Below are 20,010 nucleotides of genomic sequence, written 5' to 3' on the forward strand. Positions count from 1 at the left end.
GTCTTCTTCCACTTATTCCTACAAGGAACCCTCATGAAAGCTGTTGGTTACCACCAAGCCCTGTCCCTCGACAACCCCGCTTCGCTGCAAGACCTGGAGTTGCCGGATCCCACGCCCGGTGCGCGCGACCTGCTGGTGCGTGTCAAGGCCATTTCCGTCAACCCGGTGGACACCAAGGTGCGCGCCAACACCGCACCCACATCCGGTCAAAGCAAAGTGCTGGGATGGGACGCCGTGGGCACCGTCGAAGCCGTTGGCAATGCCGTCACCCAGTTCAAGGCGGGTGACCGTGTGTACTACGCGGGTTCCATCACCCGCCCCGGTGCCAACAGCGAACTGCACGCCGTGGATGAGCGTATCGCCGCCAAGGCGCCGGCATCGCTGACCGACGCCCAAGCCGCCGCACTGCCGCTGACGACCATCACCGCATACGAGCTGCTGTTCGATCGCCTGCGTGTGGCCAAAGGCGGCGGCGCCGGGCAGACGCTGCTGGTCACGGGCGGTGCCGGAGGCGTGGGCTCCATACTGATCCAGCTGGCGCGCCAGTTGACGCAGCTGACCGTGGTTGCAACCGCATCGCGGCCCGAGACCCGCCAGTGGTGCCTGGACCTGGGTGCGCATGCCGTCATCGACCACTCGAAGCCGCTGGCCGCCGAGCTGAAGGCCGCTGGCATGGGCCCGGTGGACTGGGTGGCCAGCCTGACCCATACGCCGCAACACTATGCGCAAATCATCGAAAGCCTGAAGCCGCAGGGCGCGCTGGCAGTTATCGACGACATGGCTGGGCTGGACTTGATGCTGCTGAAACCAAAGTCGCTGGCGCTGCACTGGGAAATGATGTTCACCCGCGCTATGTTCGAGACGCCGGACATGGGGGAGCAGGGCAAATTGCTCGCCGAAGTGGCGGCACTGGTCGATGCGGGTCGCATCCGCACCACAGTGCAGGCCAACTTTGGCACGATCAACGCAGCCAATCTGCGCAAAGCCCACGCGCTGATCGAGAGCGGCAAGGCCCAAGGCAAGGTGGTACTGGAAGGCTTTTAAAGCCCGGTAGCGCGCCGATGGGGTGCGGATTTTTCGGCGGATGTTCACCTTCAAAATAGGCGGAGAAGTTCTCTTATACTGTAATTATTAACAGTATTTGTTTTCCCCGAATCCGGCGGTATGGTCTGTGTTGGGCGTGTGACCGGGCCCGGCATGAGAACCGTTGGCCGTTCTTATATTTTGGAAGTGCTCCATGCTCGACGACACCACTGCGCCAACAGGACTCTTTACCGACGATAGCCGCGTCACGCGGTGCGTGTGGTGCCGCGCAACCCCCCACTACCAGCGCTACCACGACGACGAATGGGGTATCCCTGTCCACAACGACGAACGCCTGTTCGAGAAGATTTGCCTGGAGGGTTTCCAGGCCGGCCTGAGCTGGCTGACGATTCTGAACAAACGCGAGGCCTTTCGCAAAGCCTTTGCGGATTTCGACATGGACAAGGTCGCCAAATTTGACGACAACGACACCAAGCGGCTGGTGCTGGACGCCGGCATCGTACGCCACCGCGGCAAGATTGCATCGACCATCAACAATGCCCAGCGGGCCCAGGAACTGCGCCAGGAATTCGGATCGCTGGCCGCTTACTTCTGGCAGTTTGAGCCGCAGGCCACGACACGGCCTGGCCAGATCACGCACCAGACGCTCAGTGGCATGACCACATCGCCGGAGTCCATCGCGCTGTCCAAAGACCTGCGCAAGCGCGGCTGGACTTTTGTGGGCCCGACCACCATGTATGCCTTTATGCAGGCCATGGGGCTGGTCAATGACCACCTGGAAGGCTGCAGCGCTCGGGAGCGGGCCTTGGTCGCGCGCTCTGCCTTTAGCGTGCCGGTGGCATCGCGCACCGGTTGACTGGGGCGCGATACGCACCACCCATGCAGACCAAAGCATTCTCGTTAGAACACAGGTTCTTCTCCTGGCTTGCCGCAGGAGTCGTGGTCGCGCTGGTGATCGTGACTGTGCTGGTGGTCTATACCTTGTTGTTGGGCAGAAGCCAGTACATCGCCACTGCCAAAGAGACTTCCAAGACCATTGCCGATCTGATGCAGTCCAACCTGCACGCCAGCGTTCGCGATATTGACTTGGCACTGCGCCGGGCAGAGGTGGAATTCCGAAGCCAGCATGCGGAGCAGCGATTTGGCACCGAAGCCTTCAGTGCCTACGTGCGCGGGCTGAAAGAGCGCATACCGGATGCGGCGTCCATCCGCGGCGCCAATGCTGATGGTCTGGTCGTTTACGGGGAGGGTGTTGACCCCGCACACCCCGTGCAGCTGACGGCCAACAACACCGGCAAGGAAATGTTTGAACATACGCAGGTCGACCGTAACCTGGTGTTGGGCCTGCCCGTCAAATCCCGCATCACCGGCCAGTGGGTTTTGCCAGTGGCGCGTGCGCTGAGTTTTGAGGACGGCCGCTTTGGCGGCATGGTGTATGCCAACATCAACATTGCGCAGATCGCCAGCATGTTTTCTGCGCTCAGTGCGGGCACCCATGGCGAGATCACGCTGTTTGACGCCACGCGCAGGGTCCTGCACCGGTCTGGGGCTGCTCCGGGCGATGTCCAGGGGTTGTTCGAACTGCCCCCCGGGATCGAACCCCTGCTGCTGGGTGGGCAAAACATTGCGCCATACCTCGGAGACGCCGGCAAGGATGGCCAGCAATACATCACCAAGCTCAACGCCATCGCGCCGTACCCGATGTACCTGGCGGTGCGCTCGGGAGTGGATGGTGTGCTGGGGCAGTGGCGGCAGAGGGCCCAGTTTTCCATCTTGGCCCTGCTGATGTTGTACCTGATGGCGGGCGCCATGCTGTTGATGGTCAAACGCGCCATGCGTCGCCAGCAGCTGGCGCAAGACCAGGTGGAGCAGCAGACCCGCTTGCTGGACGAGGTGATCAACCAGCTGCCCTTTGGCGTGGTGGCGTACGACGAACGGCACGTCGTGCGGTTGCGCAACCGCAGGTTTGGTGAGTTGCTGCAACTTTCGCCGGAATTCTTGCAGCGCGAGCCGCTATGCCTATCCGATGTGGTGGCCCTGCTGTACGCGCGGGGGGAATTTGGAACCACGGACAGTGTTGAGTCGGTACTGAGGCGTTATGTGGATTTGATCGATGCGCGCCAGACCATTTTGCTTGAGCGTCGGCTGCCGGATGGCTCCCACATCGAAGTCCGTGGCGTGCCCATCTTTTCAGGCTGGACATTGCTGACCTACACCGATATATCAGCCCACAAGGCATCCGAGCATTCATTGCAGATGGCGCGCGATGCGGCTGATGCGGCCAACAAGGTCAAGGGCGAATTCCTGGCTGCCATGAGCCATGAAATCCGCACCCCGATGAATGGTGTGCTGGGCATGCTCAAGCTGCTGCAGCACACCGAGCTGTCGCGCCGCCAGCTGGACTACACCCGCAAGGCCGAGGGCGCAACGCACGCGCTCTTGGGCATCATCAACGACATCCTGGATTTTTCCAAGGTGGAGGCCGGCAAGCTGGAGCTGCACAACGAGCCGGTTGTGCTGGGCGAGCTGATGCGAGATCTGTCGGCGGCGGTGTCGGCCAGTGTGGCCACCAAGGAGGTGGAAGTGCTGTTTGCGCTGGCGCCGGATGTGCCGCCGGTGTTGCTGTGCGACGCGCTGCGGTTGCGCCAGGTTTTGTTGAATTTGCTCGGCAATGCAATCAAGTTCACCGCGCAAGGCGAGGTCGTGTTGGGTGTCTCAGTGGTGGAGCGCCGTGCGGACCAGGTAGTGTTGGAATTTTCGGTACGCGACACTGGCATTGGTATCGCCGCTGACCAGATAGACCATATTTTTGAAGCCTTCCAGCAGGCCGAGTCATCGACCACACGGCGCTTTGGTGGTACCGGCCTGGGGCTGGCCATCAGCCGGCAATTGGTCACCCTGATGGGGGGCACGCTGGAGTTGACCAGCGCGCTGGGCCAGGGCAGCCGTTTTTACTTCAGCGTGCCGCTATCGATAGCGCCGGACGTACCCATTCCCACTCCGGTGCAGAAGGTGCCAGCTGGCCGCGGGTTGCGGGTGCTGATCGTGGACGACAACGCGCTGGCGCGCGAGATCTTGCAGAACATGGCCACATCCATGGGCTGGCTGGTGGAAACACTGGACAGTGGCGAAGCAGCGGTACGACGACTGGGCACCGAAGGTGCAGAGGGCTATGACCTGGTGCTGATGGACTGGCGCATGCCCGGCATGGACGGCTGGGAGGCTACCCGCGGAATTCGCCAACTCAAACGCAATGGCAAACCGCCGGTGGTCATCATGGTCACTGCAGTGGGTCGGGAACTGCTGGCCGAAAAAGCCAAGCAGGACTCCGATCTGCTGGATGGCTATCTGGTCAAACCCATTACCGCGTCCATGCTGTACGAGGCCGTGTCAGATGCGATGGTCGACCGCACCGGCGAGCGCCCACCGCAGTTGGCGCAGCTGACAGGGCAGCAGCTTCAAGGCCTGCGGCTGCTGGTGGTGGAAGACAATCTGTTGAACCAGCAGATTGCCCAGGAACTGCTGCAAAGCAATGGCGCGCAGGTAGAGATCGCCGTGTGCGGCCTGGACGGAGTGGAACAGGCGCTGGCGGCGCAGCGGCCCTTTGACGCCATCCTGATGGATTTGCAGATGCCCGATATTGATGGTCTGGAGGCTACGCGCCGCCTGCGCAGCCATGCTGCCATGCAGGCCGTGCCGATCATCGCCATGACGGCCAACGCCATGCATTCCGACAAAGAGGCATGCCTGGATGCGGGCATGGTCGACCACGTGTCCAAACCCTTTGACCTGGAAAGCCTCATTGCAACCATTCTTCACCATGTCCAATTGCGTCGGTCAGCCACTTTTGTCGACCCCGAACCACGACGGGAACCCGCCGCTACGGTCGTCATTGACGTGCAGGGGGCCGTCAGTCGTCTGGGCGGTAGCCGGGAGTTTTACGACAAGGTGGCGCACTCGTTTCGGGAAGAGGCCGCACAACAGCTGACCAGCCTGCACAGCCTGGTCGCTCGTGGGGATTACCAACACGCCATGCACTGTGCGCACACCCTCAAGGGCCTGGCCGGAACGGTAGGGGCCATGGGCCTGTCGGCCCACGCTGAGCAAGTCGAAAACGCGTTGAGTCCCTTGCACAACGCACCGGCTGATGCGCAGTCCGCAGAGGGTGAGCCGGTGCTGTTGGCCAGCCTGCTGGAAGGCCTTTCCGCAGAGCTCACGCGCACGTTTGCCGCGCTGGACGGTATTCGATAGGCACTTGGCTTACCGCCTCGATCCGGTGAGTGCTACGCGGTGGCCCCCCCCGTTGCCGCTGCGCGAGGCCTTCGGCAAGGCCTGAGCTTGTGTTGGCTCAGCGGTCATCCTTGTCATCTATTACCACCAGTTCGTTGATAACGGCCTCCACGTCGTCGATGGAGCGTACCGTACGCTCTATGCGTTCGGACTGGTCGGCATCACGCACACAACCGGTGATCCACACCCAGCGGCGTTGCCCTTCAACCCACACGCTGGTATTGGCAAAGCTGCCATCAGCGACCAGGGCCTTGTGCACCCGGGGGATGATTTCCTGGTCGTACTGGTAGGCATTGGGCAAGCGGCAGCGCCCGGATTGGTAGCAACTTGCGCCGCGCTCTGCCCGGTAGTGGGCCGCAGCCCGCATCTCGTTCAGCGTGATCTGTGGGCCTTTGGACACGGGGCAGGCAGCTATACCGCTGGTTACCTGTACAAAAGGGTCGTTGAAATAGTTGCGGCGCTCTTCCTGTGCGTGGGCGCAGGGGCTACCGGATAGCAGTAGCGCGACGGACATTGCCCACAGCGGGCTGGGGCATGGGCAAGTCAGAAGATAGTGATCGTGTTGCCCAGGAGCGCCCGGTACGGCACGCAGTAGGTATTGGATCATCGCTGGGGTCCGATAGATGTGCGTCCTTGAGGTGGGTCAGGGGGTATTAAAGGCCCACCATGTCTTCCCGCTGCCCATTGATGTACAGCCTTTTGCCCTGGCGCGGGTATTCACACACATCCTGCTCCAGCCGCTGGCCGGCGACCAGGCACACCAGGGGCTCAGTGCCGGTGTTGGTCAGGCCGTGTGCGGCAGATTGTCTGCCGAAGCCCATGAAGTCCCCCGCCGCCACCGGATGCAACTCGCCATCAATGTCGGCTGTTCCGTGGCCCGACAACACGTACAAGAATTCTTCCTCGTACCAGTGGCGGTGGTACTCGGTGCTGTCATGGCCGGGCAGTATGGTGACCAGGTGCACGCCGACATGGGCCAGGCCGACGGCATCACCCAGCGAACGGCTGCTGCGAACCGCGTTCGGGTTGAGTGCATGGACCTTGGTCTGTGCGGGCAGGGCGGCAATGGCTGCTGCAGTCAAAAGTTCGCGGGGGGATATCGTCACAGTGTTCCTTGGCAGCCAACGCGGCTTGGCAAATTATGGCGCCGCGGCGCACAGACGCGCCATTTAAAATTGTGACCTGTCGTTCCCTTGCTCCCTTGAAAGCGCACCCGCTCATGCCGTTCCCCTTGTCGATTTCCCCCCTGTGGTTGCGCCGGGCACAGTGGTTTGCCGGAGTGCTGTTGGTGGTATGGGTCGTGGGCTGGCTCGCTGTGCCGCCACTGGTCAAGCGGCTGGTGGAGGAGAAGGGCAGCCAGGCGCTGGGCCGCGCCGTCTCGGTGGGGTCTGTTACGTTTCGACCCTGGTCTCTGGAGCTGATGCTGTCCGATGTAGCCGTGGCCACGACCGACGGCAAAGCCAAGCAGCTGACCGTGGCACGGGTGTATGCGGATGCGGAGCTGGAGTCGGTGCTGCGCCTTGCGCCGGTGCTGGATGCCATCACGGTCGATGGCCCCGTGCTGCGCGTCACTCACAACGGCGAGGGGAAATACGACATTGACGACATTCTGGAGACGCTGAACAAGGCACCGTCTTCCCCATCGGGGCCGCTGCAGTTTGCGCTGTACAACCTGAGCCTGAACGACGGTGCGGTAGATTTTGTGGACCACACGCCGACTGGCGTGCGCCAGCACAGCGTGCGCGCACTGCATCTGGCCGTGCCGTTTTTGAGCACGTTGGAATCCAAACGTACGGTCAAGGTGTTGCCACGCCTGGCGTTCACGCTCAATGGCAGCGCCTTTGATACGGCGGCTGAGGGCACGCCTTTTGCACAGACCAACAAGGGGGACGCTTCGCTGAAGATCCGCCACCTGAACTTGGCGCCTTACGTGCCCTATCTTCCCAGCGGCCTGCCGGTCCGCTTGCAAAGCGCAGTGGTAGACGCAGATCTGCGCTTGGCCTTTGAGCAGGCAGCCAAGCAACCCAAACTCAAACTGAGTGGCACCTTCAAGCTGTCGGGTCTGGCGCTGGCTGACGCCATGGGTACGCCGCTGCTGGCGGTGGATTCGGTTGCCGCCGAGCTGGCCGATGTGCGGCCGCTGGAGCGGGTAGCCAAGCTGGCCTCGCTGGAAGTCGTGGCACCCCGTCTGCAGGCGAGCCGCGACCGTGCCGGGCGAATCAACCTGGCGTTGGACCGCGCTGGCTCCGGGCCGAAGGCCACCAAAGATGCTACCAATTCAGTAGCGGCTTACGCGCATCCCACGGGGGCTGCAGGCTTAAAAGGCATACAGTCTCCAGCGAAGGAGCTGCCCTGGATGGTGTCGCTGGATCGTTTCACGCTGCACCGCGGGGAAGTGGCGTGGGCCGACGACAGCACCCCCCAGCCCGCACGGCTTGCGCTGGCGCAGCTGGAGCTGCAGGCCCATGCACTGCAATGGCCGCTGACGGCGGCGGCTGCCCGCTTCGAAGGCTCAGCCAGCGTGCCTGCCAAGGGCGGCCAGACCGCAACACTGGCGTTCAACGGCGAGGGCACGGTGGCGCAGGCAAGGCTGCACGCCACGGTGGGTGATGCTGAACTGGGACTGGCGGCACCGTACGTCGCACAGTTTCTGCTCCCGGGCGTGCAGGGCCTGCTGGACGCCGAGATCGAAGCACGCTGGGCAACTGGCCCCAACGGCGACACGCTGCAACTGGCTGCGCCGCGCCTGGCCGTGCGAGACTTTGCGCTGAAGATGGCCGGCAAGGAAGCTGGCGCTACCGGCAGCACCGCCGCTGAGCGTGCGGCGGCCGAGATGCCCCGCTTCAAGCTGCTGGAAATCACTGGTGCGCAATTGGACCTGACTGCCCGTAGTGGGGCGGTCGCCAAGGTGGCGCTGCGCAACCCCAGCGCGATGCTGCACCGTAGCGCCGAGGGTCAGTGGACAGTGCAGCGCTGGTTGAAGGCGCAGCCGACCACCGCAACTGCAGCTACGTCGGCCACAGCAGAAGCCGCGCCTGGGCCCTGGCAGGTGCGCCTGGGTGAACTTGTAGTGGACGATGGGACCGTCAAGCTGGATGACCGCAGCCTGGCCCGGCCGGTGCGGCTGGAGCTGACGGGCCTGAAAGTGCAGCTTACATCTGCGGCGCTGGATGGCAGCAAGCCAGCACCACTGGCGCTGTCGGCCCGTGTCAAATCCGGCCGCACCGAGCCCGGCACGCTGAGCTACCGCGGCACTGTGATGTGGGCACCGGTGGCAGTGCAGGGTAGCGTGGATGCCGTTGATCTGCCGCTACACGCGGTGGCGCCATATCTGGCGGAGAAGCTCAATATCGCCGTTCTGCGGGCCGACGCCAGCTTCAAGGGCCAGGTGCGCTATGCAGCCACCGCCACAGGGCCCGAGGTACAGGTGCAAGGCGATGCCGCGCTGGAAGATTTCCGCGCCAACACCGTTGCGGGATCGCCCAGCGCCGGCATGCCCACGGCGGAGTCGCCAGACCTGGGTATGACCGAAGAATTGCTGAGCTGGAAGTCGCTGACCGTGCCTGGCATTGCACTGAACATGGCACCCGGTGTTGCGACCCGCGTGCAGGTGCGCCAGGCGGCGCTGTCGGATTTTTTCGCCCGTGTCATTGTCAGCCCGAGTGGGCGTATCAACCTCCAGGACCTCGTCAAAACGCGGCAGTCCGAGGCTGCGAATGCCGCTATTGCCGCTGCACCCACAGTGCCTGCGAGTGTGCCCACACCAACAGCCCCTTCGCCGCTGGACCCGGTCATCAGCATAGGGCCGATCACGCTGGCCAACGGCAAGGTGCTGTTTTCAGACCGCTTCATCCGGCCCAACTACTCGGCCAACTTGAGCGAGCTGCAAGGCGCGCTGGGCCGCTTTGCATCCCAGGCCACAGACGGCAGCGTGCAAATGGCCGAGCTGGAACTGCGCGGCCGGGCGGAGGGCACTGCGTCGCTGGAGATCACCGGCAAGGTCAATCCCTTGGCCAAACCGCTGGCGCTGGACATCAAGGGCAAGGTGCGCGACCTGGATCTGCCGCCACTGACTGCCTACTCCATCAAGTACGCGGGTTACGGCATTGAACGCGGCAAGCTGAGCATGGACGTCAACTACACCGTGCTGCCCAACGGCCAACTGACTGCCAGCAACAAGCTGGTGTTGAACCAGTTGAGCTTTGGCGACGCAGTCAAGGATGCACCCAACAGCCTGCCGGTAAAGTTGGCGGTGGCGCTGCTAGCCGACAGTGATGGCGTCATTGACATCGATCTTCCCATCAGCGGCTCGCTAAACGACCCGCAGTTCAGCTTTGGTACGCTGGCCTGGAAGGTCATCACCAATCTGATCGGCAAGGCGCTGACATCGCCGTTCAGCCTGTTGGCCCACGCCATGGGCGGCGGTGGTGTCACCGGTGATGAGGCCAGCACGGTGGCCTTTGCGCCTGGCAGCAGCAGGTTGTCGCCCGAAGCTGGCCAGGGCTTGGACCAGATTGCGAAGGCCTTGGCTACACGACCCGCACTGCATGTGACGGTGGTGGGCACGGCGAGCCTGGAGCAGGAGCGCGATGCCCTCAAGCGCGAGCGACTCAAAGCCTTGGTGCTGGTTGAGAAACGCCGCCGGGCCGTGGTCTCTGGCCAAGATGACGGCGCTGCGGCCGACGTACTGGGCGATGCGGAATACCCGGCCCTGTTGGCACAGGTTTACCGCCGCGCCGACATCAAGAAACCGCGCAATGTGGTGGGCCTTGCCAAAGACCTGCCGGTGGCTGAAATGGAGACCCTGCTGCTGGCCAGCATTCCGGCCAACGAAGACGCGATACGCGAGTTGGCATTGCAGCGTGGCGTGGTAGTCAAGGACTATCTGGCCAGCCGCAAGCTGCCGACGGAGCGTTTGTTCGTTGGCGCCGCCAAAACGGTGTCGGGCGACGCAGACTGGAAGCCGCGCGCCGAACTAAGCGTCAGCCAGCGTTGAGCAGCTGTGGTCTGTTAATGAAAGCCGTTGCCAAAACGCAGCCGGTGCAGCTCGGTCAACAGCCCTGGCGGAGGGGGGGGCGATGAGGCCGCAGCGATGAAGCGGGTGGCATCGCCATCCAGCGCAATGGTGTAGTCCGCCGCGCCGCAGTGCACGAACACACTGCTCAGGTCATAGCTGCGGTTGGTGTAGATGCACTGGGGCGCGCGCTCCACCGTTGGCAAAAACACGCCCTGGTTAGCACCTGCACAGTCCTGGCCGTTGCCCATGGCACGGCGCAGCGATGGCAGCAGGTCGGATTGAGAAAATCCTGCCGATTCTTCCCGTTCCACCAGCCCGGTACCCAGCACCGCCATAGGGATGCGCGCAAAGCCGCGGTCACCGTACAAATTCTGCTCTTTGAGGCTCAGCGGCACCATGGCCCTATGGTCCGCGGTGATGATCAGCGTGCCATGGTCAAAGAAGCCGCGGGCGCGCAGGCTGCGCACAAAGTTGCCCAGCTGCCGGTCCGCATAGCGGTAGGTCAGTTCCTGCGAATGGGCGCCGGTTTCAGGGTCGACGTTGGGCAGGTGCGTGGTCACGGTCTCCAGCGCCATGAAAGTGGGCGTGGCCTTGTGCGCTTGCAACTGGGCCAGTGCGCGGGCATACAGCGCATCGTCCGATGCGGCGTCGAACTGGTAGCGTTTGAGCCCTCGGTAGGCTGGCGCTTCGTGGCCTTCTACGGTATCAAATCCTATGCCCTTGAGCCATTTTCCTTTGCCCAAAAAGTCCAGGTTGCCGGTCGTCAAAAATACCGTGTCATAGCCCAGCCCGTGCAGCATGCGCGGTACGCTGTCTGCCGGGTTGCGGAACTGTTCAAACAGGGTGCGGGTTTCCTTGCCTTTTGGAATGGGTGGCTCGCCGGTCAGCAACGCCACCAGGCCTTGCTCGGAGGTCACCCCATTGGCGTAAAAATTGGTGAAGCGAACGCCGGTCTTGCTAACCGCGTCAAACTCCGGCATCCAGTCGTTGATACCGGAAAAAAGCGCGCTGTGGTACATGGACAGCGACTCGAACACCAGCAGGATGACATCACCACGCCCGTGGGCCGCCTTGGAGCAACTGGCGCTCTGGGGCGGTGGTGCTGCAGCCACGGTACTGGCGAATGCCTTGGAATACGGTGTGTTACTGGTCTGGCGACTGAAGAAAACCTGGATCGAATTTTGTAGAAAAGCGTCGTGGTATTCGCGCGTTTCTACCAGTTCACAGCCGACCACGCCGGCGGCAATCAGCAGATACAAAAACACCGGTGGCACGGAGCCGCGGGTGTCCCTGAGGTAGCGCACAAAAATCACCAGCACCAGGGCCAGTAACACAATGCCGGCGAGCAGTGTCCAGGCGTTGTGCAGCACTTGCTGCAAGAAGCCCCAGACGGCCCCCAGCTCGCCAGCGAACTGGCGCAGTTCGGACCATGTGAGGCGGGTCCACAGCGCATTCGTTACCACCAGATCTACCATCGCAATCACAAGGCAGAGCACTAACGCCAGCCGCAGCATCAGGCGGGGAAGACGCAGTCGAGAGATGCACGACAGCAGGTGGATGGTGAGCAGCAGCAAGACAAGTTCAAATTCGTGTGTCACCGCCTTGGGAGACAGGCACCACTGGCAGTCCAGGTAGGTGCGCGACACCACTTCGAGCGCAAACAATTTGTAGCCAACCATTGCCAGCACCAGCAGAAGAACATGCAGGCATGGGTCGCGCCATAGCTTGCGCGTCGTGCGTTCATGGCCCCCGGCTGGGTTACTACTACCCTTTAACTGTTTGGAATGCAAAAACCAGCCCTCACCTACCGCGAAATGTTGTCGTCGCGTGCTGCGCGTGGAGATCTGCAGGCTCGGTAAGCCGTCCAGGCGCGCGGGTGTGAACTATATGCGAGGGAAGAGCCTTCTACCTCCCATAGACGGGGGATTTACAAAGGTATTGGTTACGAGTTGCTAATGCGCAAACACGCAAATTTTGTGAAATTGCGTTCCAGGGCTGAGCGTGCGGATACCTCAAGCACCCAAGAACAGCGCTGGGTCCACCATCTTGCGGTTCAACACTACGCCCCAATGCAGGTGTGGGCCGGTTGCGCGTCCGGTTGCGCCGACGGAAGCTATGCGGTCACCCGTGTTGACGGTATCGCCCACCTTGACATGGATGGCACTCAGGTGGCCGACCATCGTCAACAGGCCGCCGCGGTGGTCCAAAAACACGGTGTTGCCGCCAAAGAAATAGTCAGCGGTGTCGATGACACGCCCCGGCATCGGCGCCAGCACCGGCGTGCCCGCGGGTGCTGCAATGTCCATGCCGCTGTGCGGGCTGCGGGGCTGGCCATTGAACACGCGACGCAGGCCAAATGAACTGGAGCGCCGTCCCGGTACCGGTGCTGCCATACGCGGCAGGGCGCCTCCGGGTGAAGGCTCGCTGAAGGTTGCCAACACAACAGCCATGTGCTCGCGTTCCCGCTCAAAGCGTGCCTCATCGGCTGTCGACAGGTCGACTTTGCCTGGGGCTACCTTGAGTTTCTGTGTTGGGTAAAACTTGGGCACGACCGTGAAATCCACCTGACGCCGTGCTGCGTTTTCGGACTGCACCACGATGCTTGCGGGCCCGGGTTCTGTGGTCAGCGCGATGCCAACCCATGCGGTCCATTGCTGGGCATTGCCCAATACGAGCAGCGGTACGTCGCCCCAGTGTGCGGTTGGGCGAAGCTGGGCGGGGCCAAGGTCCAGGCGGGCAATGCCGCCAGGGACGGCCGAGGCCTGGGGCCACTGTGTTGGCTGGGCAGGCGCTGCTTGCGCGGTCCGAAGTGTCAACAGACCCAGGCCGGCGATTACAGCGCGGCGCCGGGTTGGCCCAGGATGGGCGGGGAGTTGTGGAGCAGAAGATGGCACGGATGTTGTCAGGATGAAAGCGAGACACACCATCCCGCGGCGCCACCGAGAATACCAGCGTCTGGTGTTTCCCCCGACGCTATGATGCTTAGCATCCCCGTATTTCCACACTCATGTTGTGACCACCATGCACATTCCAGTACCCTTTTGGGGACCCACGTCGCGCAGCGTTCTGAACCACGCGATCCGGCATTTGACACATTTTGTAGCGCTCGCAACGGTGGCCACTGCGGTCGGCGCACAGACCCGGTGGAATGCCGATGTGGGGTTGGTCATGGTCGGCAAGGTAGTCACGATGAATGACGCGGGGGATGTGCTGCCTAATGCCCGGGTCTGGTTGGCTGGCGGCAAGATCATGGCCATTGCACGTGCCGGCGAGGCATTGCCAGACGGTGCCAAGGATGCGCCGGTGGTGGACAGCAAAGGCGTGATCTACCCCGGCATCATTGACCTGCATAACCACCCTGAGTATGCGATTTACCCGCTTTTTCCCATCCATCGCAAGTACCGTGACCGCTATGAATGGCGTTGGTACGACGACATCTACAACAAGCGCATCACCTTCCCGCAAGAGGTGCTGACGCGCCCGTACTACCTCGATCTGGGTATTGAGATCGGTCGCTACGGCGAATACAAGGCTCTGGCCGGTGGCACCACCAGCTTGCAAGGCGGTCGCACCAACCTGGCCTACTCCAAGGAAGAGTGTCTGGTGCGCAATATCGAAAACTCTCCGGTGGAGTCGCGCGTGGCCGCCAGCCGCGTGGATATCGGCCGCAGTGCCAAGGAATGGACGGCCATGCAGACCGAGCGCGCTAAGGGCCCGCTGGTCGTGCATTTGGCTGAAGGCCCGTCGCCCCGCATGGCCACCGAATTTGGCGCCATCAAGGACAGCAACCTATTGGGCCCTGAGTTGATTGCCATCCACGGTGTCGGCCTGACCGAGCCGCAGCTGCAGGAGATGGCGTCGGTAGGCGCCAAACTCGTCTGGTCTCCGTTGTCCAACTTCATGCTCTATGGCCAGACCGCCAATGTGGCGGCCGCCAAGCGTGCAGGTCTGTCCATCAGCCTGGCGCCGGACTGGGCGCCTTCGGGCAGCAAGTCGAGTCTGGGTGAGCTGAAAGTGGCTGATCTGGTCAACAAGCATGCGCTGCACGGACTGTTCAGCGACCGCGACCTTGTCGAAATGGTGACGCGCAAGCCTGCCGATGCGATGGGCTGGGGCCAGCGCCTGGGTCAGATCAGCGAAGGCTACCTGGCCGACGTGTTGGTGGTTGATGACCGCCAGGCAGACCCGTACCGCAACCTCATCACTGCCATCGAAGACAACGTCCAGTTAGTGACCGTGCGGGGGGAACCCTTGTATGGCGATGTGGCCTTGCTCAAGGAGGTGCGCGGCGGTGACGACATTGAGACCGCGGCCACCTTCACCCGGGCCAAACGCAGCAAGGCGATGACGCCCAACTGCCCCACCACCAGCCTGCCGCCCATGGGCGTGGCCGAAACCCGAGCCCGCATCCAGCAGGGCCTGAAGTTTGACGCCGCACAACTGGCCGCCAAGCTCACACCCGAGCAACTGGCCAAGGACTTTGCGCAGTGCAGTTTGCCGGTCCCTTCGGGTGCGGCTGCCACAACGGCCGATGCCAAACGTCTGCTGGCCTGCCGCTTTGGCCTGCCGTTCGAGAAGACTCGCCTGAGCCCACTGACCACGAATGAAGACCCCGAGTTTCTGTCGCGTCTGATGAAAAACCCCAACCTGCCCAAGTACCTGAAGGCATTGCCTTCCTACTACCGGCAATAGAAACACCCCATGGCACACATTCTGATCGCCGAAGACGATGACTTGCTGCGCGATGCGCTGTCCGCCCAGCTGACACAGGCCGGCCATAGCGTGGCCAGCGCGGCCCACGGTTTGCAGGCCCGCGAACTGCTGGAGAGTACCCGCTTTGACGGTGTGATCCTGGACCTGGGCCTGCCCAAGCTGGACGGCATGGCCGTTCTGCAGTGGATACGCCAACGCGTGCTGGCCCTGCCGGTGCTGATACTGACGGCCCGCGATGGCGTCGATGACCGTGTCCTTGGCCTGAACGCCGGCGCCGACGATTACCTGACCAAACCCTTCATCATGGCCGAGCTGCAGGCGCGGCTGGCCGCCATGCTGCGCCGCTCGCGCATGCCGGCCTTTGGTGGATCGTTGGAGATTGCTGGCCCCCACACCAGCAAGCTGCGGCTGGACGCGGTTCAGCCCCGCGCCTGGTTGGGCGACGACGAGATGGAGCTGACGCAGCGGGAATGGTCGCTGCTGTCCCTGCTGGTGGCCAACGCCGGCCAGGTCGTCAGCCGCGAGGACGTGTTGAACGCCTGGCAGTCCGAGCCCGGTGAGCCCACGGGTGGCGTGGCATCGAACGCGCTGGAGGTCTACGTGCACCGCCTGCGCCGCAAGCTGGCCGACTCAGGCCTGGGCATACGCAATGTACGCGGCCTGGGCTATCTGTTGGAAACCGACGGCAGCTGATGCATCTATGAAACCAGCTGGCCGCTCTGTGTTGCCAGGGCTCTCCCTGAAGCGCCAGTTGCTGCTGTGGCTGCTGTTGCCGCAGCTGCTGCTGTGGTCGGTAGGTGGACTGCTGGCCTGGCGCATTGCGCTGAGCTATGCCGACACGGGCATCAACCAGTCTCTGAAGCAATCCGTGCGTGCGCTGGCCCGGCAGGTCAAGCCGGTGGGCTCCGGCCTGTTGGTGGATTTTCCACGCGCCGCGCAGGATGTGCTGGAGCAGGACCCGACCGACCGCATGGGCTATATGGTGTCGTCCCCGCCCGGCAGCTTCGTGCTGGGCAATGGCCAGCTGCCGCCGCCGCCAGAAGGCGTGCTGATACAGACGGGGGAACCCCTGATCTACGACGCCCGCCTGGACGCCAAGAAGGTTCGAGTGGCTGTGCTGGAGGTGACCTACGGAGAAGCCAATTCGCCGCAGCGCCTGCGTGTGCAGGTGTCCAAGAGCCTGGCCGTGCAAGAGCGCGTTGCGCGCGAACTGGTGTTTGACATGCTGGTGCCGCTGGCTGCGTTGGGTGTGCTGCTGGGTCTCATCATCAACGCCGGCATTGCGCGCGGCCTGCACCCGCTCAAGCGCCTGGAAGCGCAGTTGGGCGACCGCGCGGGGCTGGCCCTGTCTGCCCTGCCGCCCATTGAATTGGCCCAGGCCCCGCACGAGGTGCATTCGCTGGCGCTCGCGGTCAACCAGCTGCTGGACGCCGTGCGCCGCAGCCTCAGCCAGGAGAAGCGCTTCGTCAACGACGCCGCCCACCAACTGCGCACCCCGCTGGCCGGTCTGGTCAGCCAGACCGAGTTGGCGCTGAACGAAAGCGAACTGGGTGCCGTGCGGGAGCGTCTGGGCAAAGTGCATGCGGGCGCCTTGCGCAGCGCCCACCTGGTGCACCAGCTGCTCTCGCTGGCGCGAACCGAGGCCGATGTCACGCTGCAACCGCTGGATATGGCGCAGCTTGCACGCGAGGTGGCGCGTGAGTGGACGCCACGCGCACTGACTGCCGGCGTGGACCTGGGCTACGAGGGCGAAGGCAGTGTGCAGGTGCAGGGCGAGAAGCTGCTGCTGCGCGAGGTACTCAACAACCTGATCGACAACGCGTTGCACTACGCTGGCACCGGTGCCACGCTGACCGTGCGTGTTCGGCGTGAGGCGGCCAACTGCGTGCTGGAGGTGGAGGACAACGGCCCCGGCCTGTCGAGCGCCGATCTGCCCCGCGCATTCGAGCGCTTTTGGCGCGCCAGCGAGTTGCCCGGTGGCTGCGGCCTGGGCCTGGCCATCGTTGCCGAGATCGCGCACCGCCATGGCGGGCGGGCTAATGCCTTGGCGACACAGCCCACTGGGCTTACGGTGCGGGTGGAGCTGCCCCTGCCCGCCTAACCGATACATTCAATGCCTAATTGGGCTGTAGCCCTCGCCAGATGAGCGTAAGTAGCTATCAAATATATAGCGATATTTCGCCGTGGCTGTTCATCCCTTCGATCCGGCTGTAACCACAAAGAACTCGGTTTCATGCCCGGTTAACGCCGGGGCGCCGCTATGCTCAATGCCAACCGTTCCCGGTTGACCGGCTTCTTTGCCGCCACCGCCGCCACTATTGCAGCCACCTTTGCCCATGCGCATTGACCACTCCGCGTTCTTCTCGTCGCTGTTCCTGTCCCGCCTGGCCGACCAGATCTTGCTGTTCCTGGTGCCACTGGTTGTCTTTCAGACGACGCAGAGTGCAGCGTGGTCCGGCATGGCGTTCTTTGTTGAGACCTTGCCGCGCTTCCTGTCCTTTCCGGTGTGTGGTGCGCTGTGCGACCGCATCGCTCCGCTGCGCCTGCTGCGCGGCAGCCAGACCTTGCGCGCCGCCGTGTGTTTGGGCGGCGCGCTGGCATCGGCGCTGACCGGCGGCGTCGTGTGGCTGGTGTTGCTGTCTGCCGTGTGCGGCGTGCTGACCACTCAGGGCCTGATGGCGCGCGAGGTCATGCTGCCGCAGATCTTTCGGGACGAGCGCATGGACAAGGTGCTGGCCCACGCCCAGATTGCCGACCAGCTGGGCATGGTGCTGGGGCCCATGCTGGCGGCGCTGGCTTTGCAGTGGTGGCATTGGGAGTGGGTCGTCGCGGTCACTGCCGTGCTGTTTCTTGCTGCTGACGGGGCCATGCACCTCTGGCGCACAGCCAGCAACGCGCAACTGGTGGAACCCCAGCCTGCAGATGGCATGCACTGGCTGCAGCCCTACCGGACCGCGTTGGCGCATGTGCTGCGCCTGCCCGGCCTGGCGCCGCTGGTTGTGCTGACGTCGGGCGTCAACCTGGTCATTGGTGTGACGATGGCCACTGCCGCGGCGGTGGTCACAGGCCTGTTGCAGCAGCCCACCCAGACGTATGCGCTGCTGCAAACGGCCGGCGCGGTGGCGACGGTTGCTATCTTGCTGATAATTGCGCGCAAGGCGATGGCGTTGCGGACCCTGGGACTGCTGTCCTATGCTTGCATCTTCGCCGGTGCGCTGGTCATGGCTTTGAGCCACAACATCTGGGTGTATACGCTGGGATTTCTAGTCGTCGTGGGGTTTGACAAGATGTTCAGCGTCTATATCCGCGTGCGCCGCCAGAGCGTCATTCCGTCCCCGGACCTGGGTAAAACAACCGGACTCGTGGTGATGCTGAACAACCTGAGCCAGCCGCTGGCCGGTTTGCTGGTGGGCTTGTTCGCCCGCAGGGTGGATGCGCAAGGCGTGATGCTGGCGCTGACGCTGGGCATGGGTGTGCTGGGTGCTGTTGCGTTGGTGTTGGGCCGGCGTATCGGTACAACTACGCATTGATTGGCCACCGGGCGGGCCGCACACTGGGCTTTTACCCATGCTGATGATCGCCGGCCAGGCACTCCGCAAGGTCGCCGCTGGCGAGGCTTTTGTCATACCCGGTGGCGTAGTGCACAACGCCGGCGTGAGCGGGATGTCGAAAGCGATGGGGCTTGGCCTAGCGTGGTTTGGTACTGGCAGCCGGCACCAGCTTGGACATGGCGTCGCTAACAGCGGTCTTGTCGTTGTTCCAAAACTCACTGACGACCCCGCGCAGTGCTGCCTGCGCTGCGGTTGAAACGGCCATGCCGTGGGCAACCGATGGCACCAGGGTAGAGGCCTTGGACGCGGCCACAAAATCTTTGCTGGAGACCTTGGCGCAGGCATCGAACTTGTCCATGTCCATGTGCAGACGTGCGGGGATCGAGCCTTTGCGCAGATTGAATTTCTCCTGAAACTCTTGCCCCATCAGAAGGTAGGCCAGATAGCCCTGGGCCTTCTGCGCCTCCCAGGCTTTGAGCTGGAACATCGCAAATGAATCCACATTGAAGGTGTAGGCCTTGTCCGTGCCCGGCGCCGCAGAGCAGCTGAAGTCCACGCCGGGTTGCTGCCCGGCTGCCAGAAACTCGCCCTTGGCCCAGTCACCCATGAACTGAAACCCGGCCTTGCCCTTGATGACCATGTCCGTCGCCGCGTTCCAGTCGCGCCCGCTGGTTTTGTCGTCTGTGTAGGATTTGATACGGCGAAACGCTTCCAGCGCCTGGCGCATGGTGTCGCTGGCCAGGGCGCGCTTGTCCAGCTCAACCAGCGCCTGGTTGTAAAAGGCTGCGCCGCCAACGCCCAGCACCACAGACTCGAAGACCGTAAAGTCCTGCCAATCCTGGCCACCGTGCGCGACAGCCACAAACCCGGCGGCCTTGATCTTGTCGGCTGCCGCAAAGAACTCGTCGTAGCTGGTTGGCAAAGCGGTGACACCCGCCTTGCTCAGCACTGCGGAGTTGGCCCAGAGCCAGTTGACGCGATGTACGTTCACGGGTACCGCCACATAGCGGCCCTTGTGCTTCATCTGGTCGGCAATGACCTTGGGTAGCAGCGCGTCCCATTTCTCAAAGGCGGCCATCGCGTCCAGATTGGTCAATACGTTCAGTTCCGCCCACTCCTGTATGGCCGGCCCCTTGATCAGGGCGGCCGCCGGTGCTGTGCCGTTGAGCACGCGCTGCTTGAGCACGGTCATAGCGTTTTGTCCTCCGCCACCGGTCACGGTGAAGTCTTTCCAGCTGTGGCCGCGGTTGGTCATCATGCCCTTGAGTTCGGCCAGCGATTTGGCCTCGCCGCCAGAGGTCCAGTAGTGCAAGACCTCGACCTCTCCAGCATGGCCCACTGCGCTGATCCACAGCGCCAGACAGAGCATGGCACAGCGCACGCAATGGCGGTTTG

At 63.0% G+C, this 20,010-nt stretch carries 13 protein-coding genes; 8 read left to right on the forward strand and 5 right to left on the reverse strand.

What is annotated here, in order from left to right; genetic code table 11:
* Nucleotides 1-33 precede the first annotated feature (33 nt).
* The 3 genes from AC097P_RS09715 (at nucleotide 34) to AC097P_RS09725 (ending at nucleotide 5,295) form a co-directional block, all read left to right on the forward strand.
* Nucleotides 34-1,044 (forward strand): zinc-binding alcohol dehydrogenase family protein, encoded by a 1,011-nt coding sequence (locus tag AC097P_RS09715; RefSeq protein WP_479610190.1) that lies wholly within the window; start codon nucleotides 34-36, stop codon nucleotides 1,042-1,044.
* A gap of 193 nt (nucleotides 1,045-1,237) precedes the next feature.
* Nucleotides 1,238-1,900, forward strand: coding sequence for a DNA-3-methyladenine glycosylase I (locus AC097P_RS09720; RefSeq protein WP_479610191.1), 663 nt, complete (start codon nucleotides 1,238-1,240; stop codon nucleotides 1,898-1,900).
* 23 nt (nucleotides 1,901-1,923) lie between these two features.
* A complete protein-coding gene (locus tag AC097P_RS09725) occupies nucleotides 1,924-5,295 on the forward strand; it encodes a response regulator (protein ID WP_479610192.1) in 3,372 nt (1,123 codons plus the stop codon).
* A 97-nt stretch (nucleotides 5,296-5,392) separates the two neighbouring features.
* Here the strand turns inward: AC097P_RS09725 and AC097P_RS09730 are convergent, their stop codons facing one another.
* Both AC097P_RS09730 and AC097P_RS09735 read right to left on the reverse strand, forming a co-directional pair.
* The gene (locus AC097P_RS09730; RefSeq protein ID WP_479610193.1) at nucleotides 5,393-5,848 is read right to left on the reverse strand and encodes a BON domain-containing protein; all 456 of its coding nucleotides are present in this window, start codon (nucleotides 5,846-5,848) and stop codon (nucleotides 5,393-5,395) included.
* A 139-nt stretch (nucleotides 5,849-5,987) separates the two neighbouring features.
* Entirely contained in the window at nucleotides 5,988-6,440 is a 453-nt protein-coding gene (locus AC097P_RS09735) for a cupin domain-containing protein (RefSeq protein WP_479610194.1), read from the reverse strand.
* A 125-nt stretch (nucleotides 6,441-6,565) separates the two neighbouring features.
* Here AC097P_RS09735 and AC097P_RS09740 point away from each other — a divergent pair, with 125 nt between their 5' ends.
* Nucleotides 6,566-10,330 carry a DUF748 domain-containing protein gene (locus AC097P_RS09740; RefSeq protein ID WP_479610195.1) on the forward strand — a complete coding sequence of 1,255 codons (3,765 nt, stop codon included), beginning with the start codon at nucleotides 6,566-6,568 and terminating at the stop codon, nucleotides 10,328-10,330.
* Between the two features lie 14 nt (nucleotides 10,331-10,344).
* On the opposite strand, the gene AC097P_RS09745 is transcribed toward AC097P_RS09740, so the two are convergent.
* Complete coding sequence (locus AC097P_RS09745) at nucleotides 10,345-12,030, reverse strand: LTA synthase family protein (protein WP_479610196.1); 1,686 nt, start codon at nucleotides 12,028-12,030, stop codon at nucleotides 10,345-10,347.
* Nucleotides 12,031-12,363: 333 nt separating this feature from the next.
* A complete protein-coding gene (locus AC097P_RS09750) occupies nucleotides 12,364-13,167 on the reverse strand; it encodes a peptidoglycan DD-metalloendopeptidase family protein (RefSeq protein WP_479610197.1) in 804 nt (267 codons plus the stop codon).
* Nucleotides 13,168-13,372: 205 nt separating this feature from the next.
* Here AC097P_RS09750 and AC097P_RS09755 point away from each other — a divergent pair, with 205 nt between their 5' ends.
* The 4 genes from AC097P_RS09755 to AC097P_RS09770 all read left to right on the forward strand — a co-directional run bounded on the left by AC097P_RS09755 (nucleotide 13,373) and on the right by AC097P_RS09770 (nucleotide 18,594).
* The gene (locus tag AC097P_RS09755) at nucleotides 13,373-15,043 is read left to right on the forward strand and encodes an amidohydrolase family protein (RefSeq protein WP_479610198.1); all 1,671 of its coding nucleotides are present in this window, start codon (nucleotides 13,373-13,375) and stop codon (nucleotides 15,041-15,043) included.
* Nucleotides 15,044-15,052: 9 nt separating this feature from the next.
* Nucleotides 15,053-15,757 carry a response regulator transcription factor gene (locus AC097P_RS09760; RefSeq protein ID WP_479610199.1) on the forward strand — a complete coding sequence of 235 codons (705 nt, stop codon included), beginning with the start codon at nucleotides 15,053-15,055 and terminating at the stop codon, nucleotides 15,755-15,757.
* Nucleotides 15,758-15,764: 7 nt separating this feature from the next.
* Complete coding sequence (locus AC097P_RS09765) at nucleotides 15,765-17,165, forward strand: sensor histidine kinase (protein WP_479610200.1); 1,401 nt, start codon at nucleotides 15,765-15,767, stop codon at nucleotides 17,163-17,165.
* A gap of 235 nt (nucleotides 17,166-17,400) precedes the next feature.
* Entirely contained in the window at nucleotides 17,401-18,594 is a 1,194-nt protein-coding gene (locus tag AC097P_RS09770) for an MFS transporter (RefSeq protein WP_479610201.1), read from the forward strand.
* A 157-nt stretch (nucleotides 18,595-18,751) separates the two neighbouring features.
* Here AC097P_RS09770 and AC097P_RS09775 read toward each other — a convergent pair whose 3' ends face one another.
* A complete protein-coding gene (locus AC097P_RS09775; protein WP_479610434.1) occupies nucleotides 18,752-19,984 on the reverse strand; it encodes an ABC transporter substrate-binding protein in 1,233 nt (410 codons plus the stop codon).
* Nucleotides 19,985-20,010: the final 26 nt, after the last annotated feature.

This window comes from Rhodoferax sp. ZS1R8 (assembly GCF_056521325.1).

Bases quoted from the DNA above. Each gene is read 5' to 3' on its own strand.
- AC097P_RS09720 (WP_479610191.1), top strand. From the start codon at position 1,238: ATGCTCGACGACACCACTGCGCCAACAGGACTCTTTACCGACGATAGC.
- AC097P_RS09755 (WP_479610198.1), top strand. From the start codon at position 13,373: ATGCACATTCCAGTACCCTTTTGGGGACCCACGTCGCGCAGCGTTCTG.
- AC097P_RS09725 (WP_479610192.1), top strand. From the start codon at position 1,924: ATGCAGACCAAAGCATTCTCGTTAGAACACAGGTTCTTCTCCTGGCTT.
- AC097P_RS09715 (WP_479610190.1), top strand. From the start codon at position 34: ATGAAAGCTGTTGGTTACCACCAAGCCCTGTCCCTCGACAACCCCGCT.
- AC097P_RS09770 (WP_479610201.1), top strand. From the start codon at position 17,401: ATGCGCATTGACCACTCCGCGTTCTTCTCGTCGCTGTTCCTGTCCCGC.
- AC097P_RS09760 (WP_479610199.1), top strand. From the start codon at position 15,053: ATGGCACACATTCTGATCGCCGAAGACGATGACTTGCTGCGCGATGCG.
- AC097P_RS09775 (WP_479610434.1), bottom strand. From the start codon at position 19,984: ATGCTCTGTCTGGCGCTGTGGATCAGCGCAGTGGGCCATGCTGGAGAG.
- AC097P_RS09730 (WP_479610193.1), bottom strand. From the start codon at position 5,848: ATGTCCGTCGCGCTACTGCTATCCGGTAGCCCCTGCGCCCACGCACAG.
- AC097P_RS09745 (WP_479610196.1), bottom strand. From the start codon at position 12,030: ATGGTTGGCTACAAATTGTTTGCGCTCGAAGTGGTGTCGCGCACCTAC.
- AC097P_RS09765 (WP_479610200.1), top strand. From the start codon at position 15,765: ATGAAACCAGCTGGCCGCTCTGTGTTGCCAGGGCTCTCCCTGAAGCGC.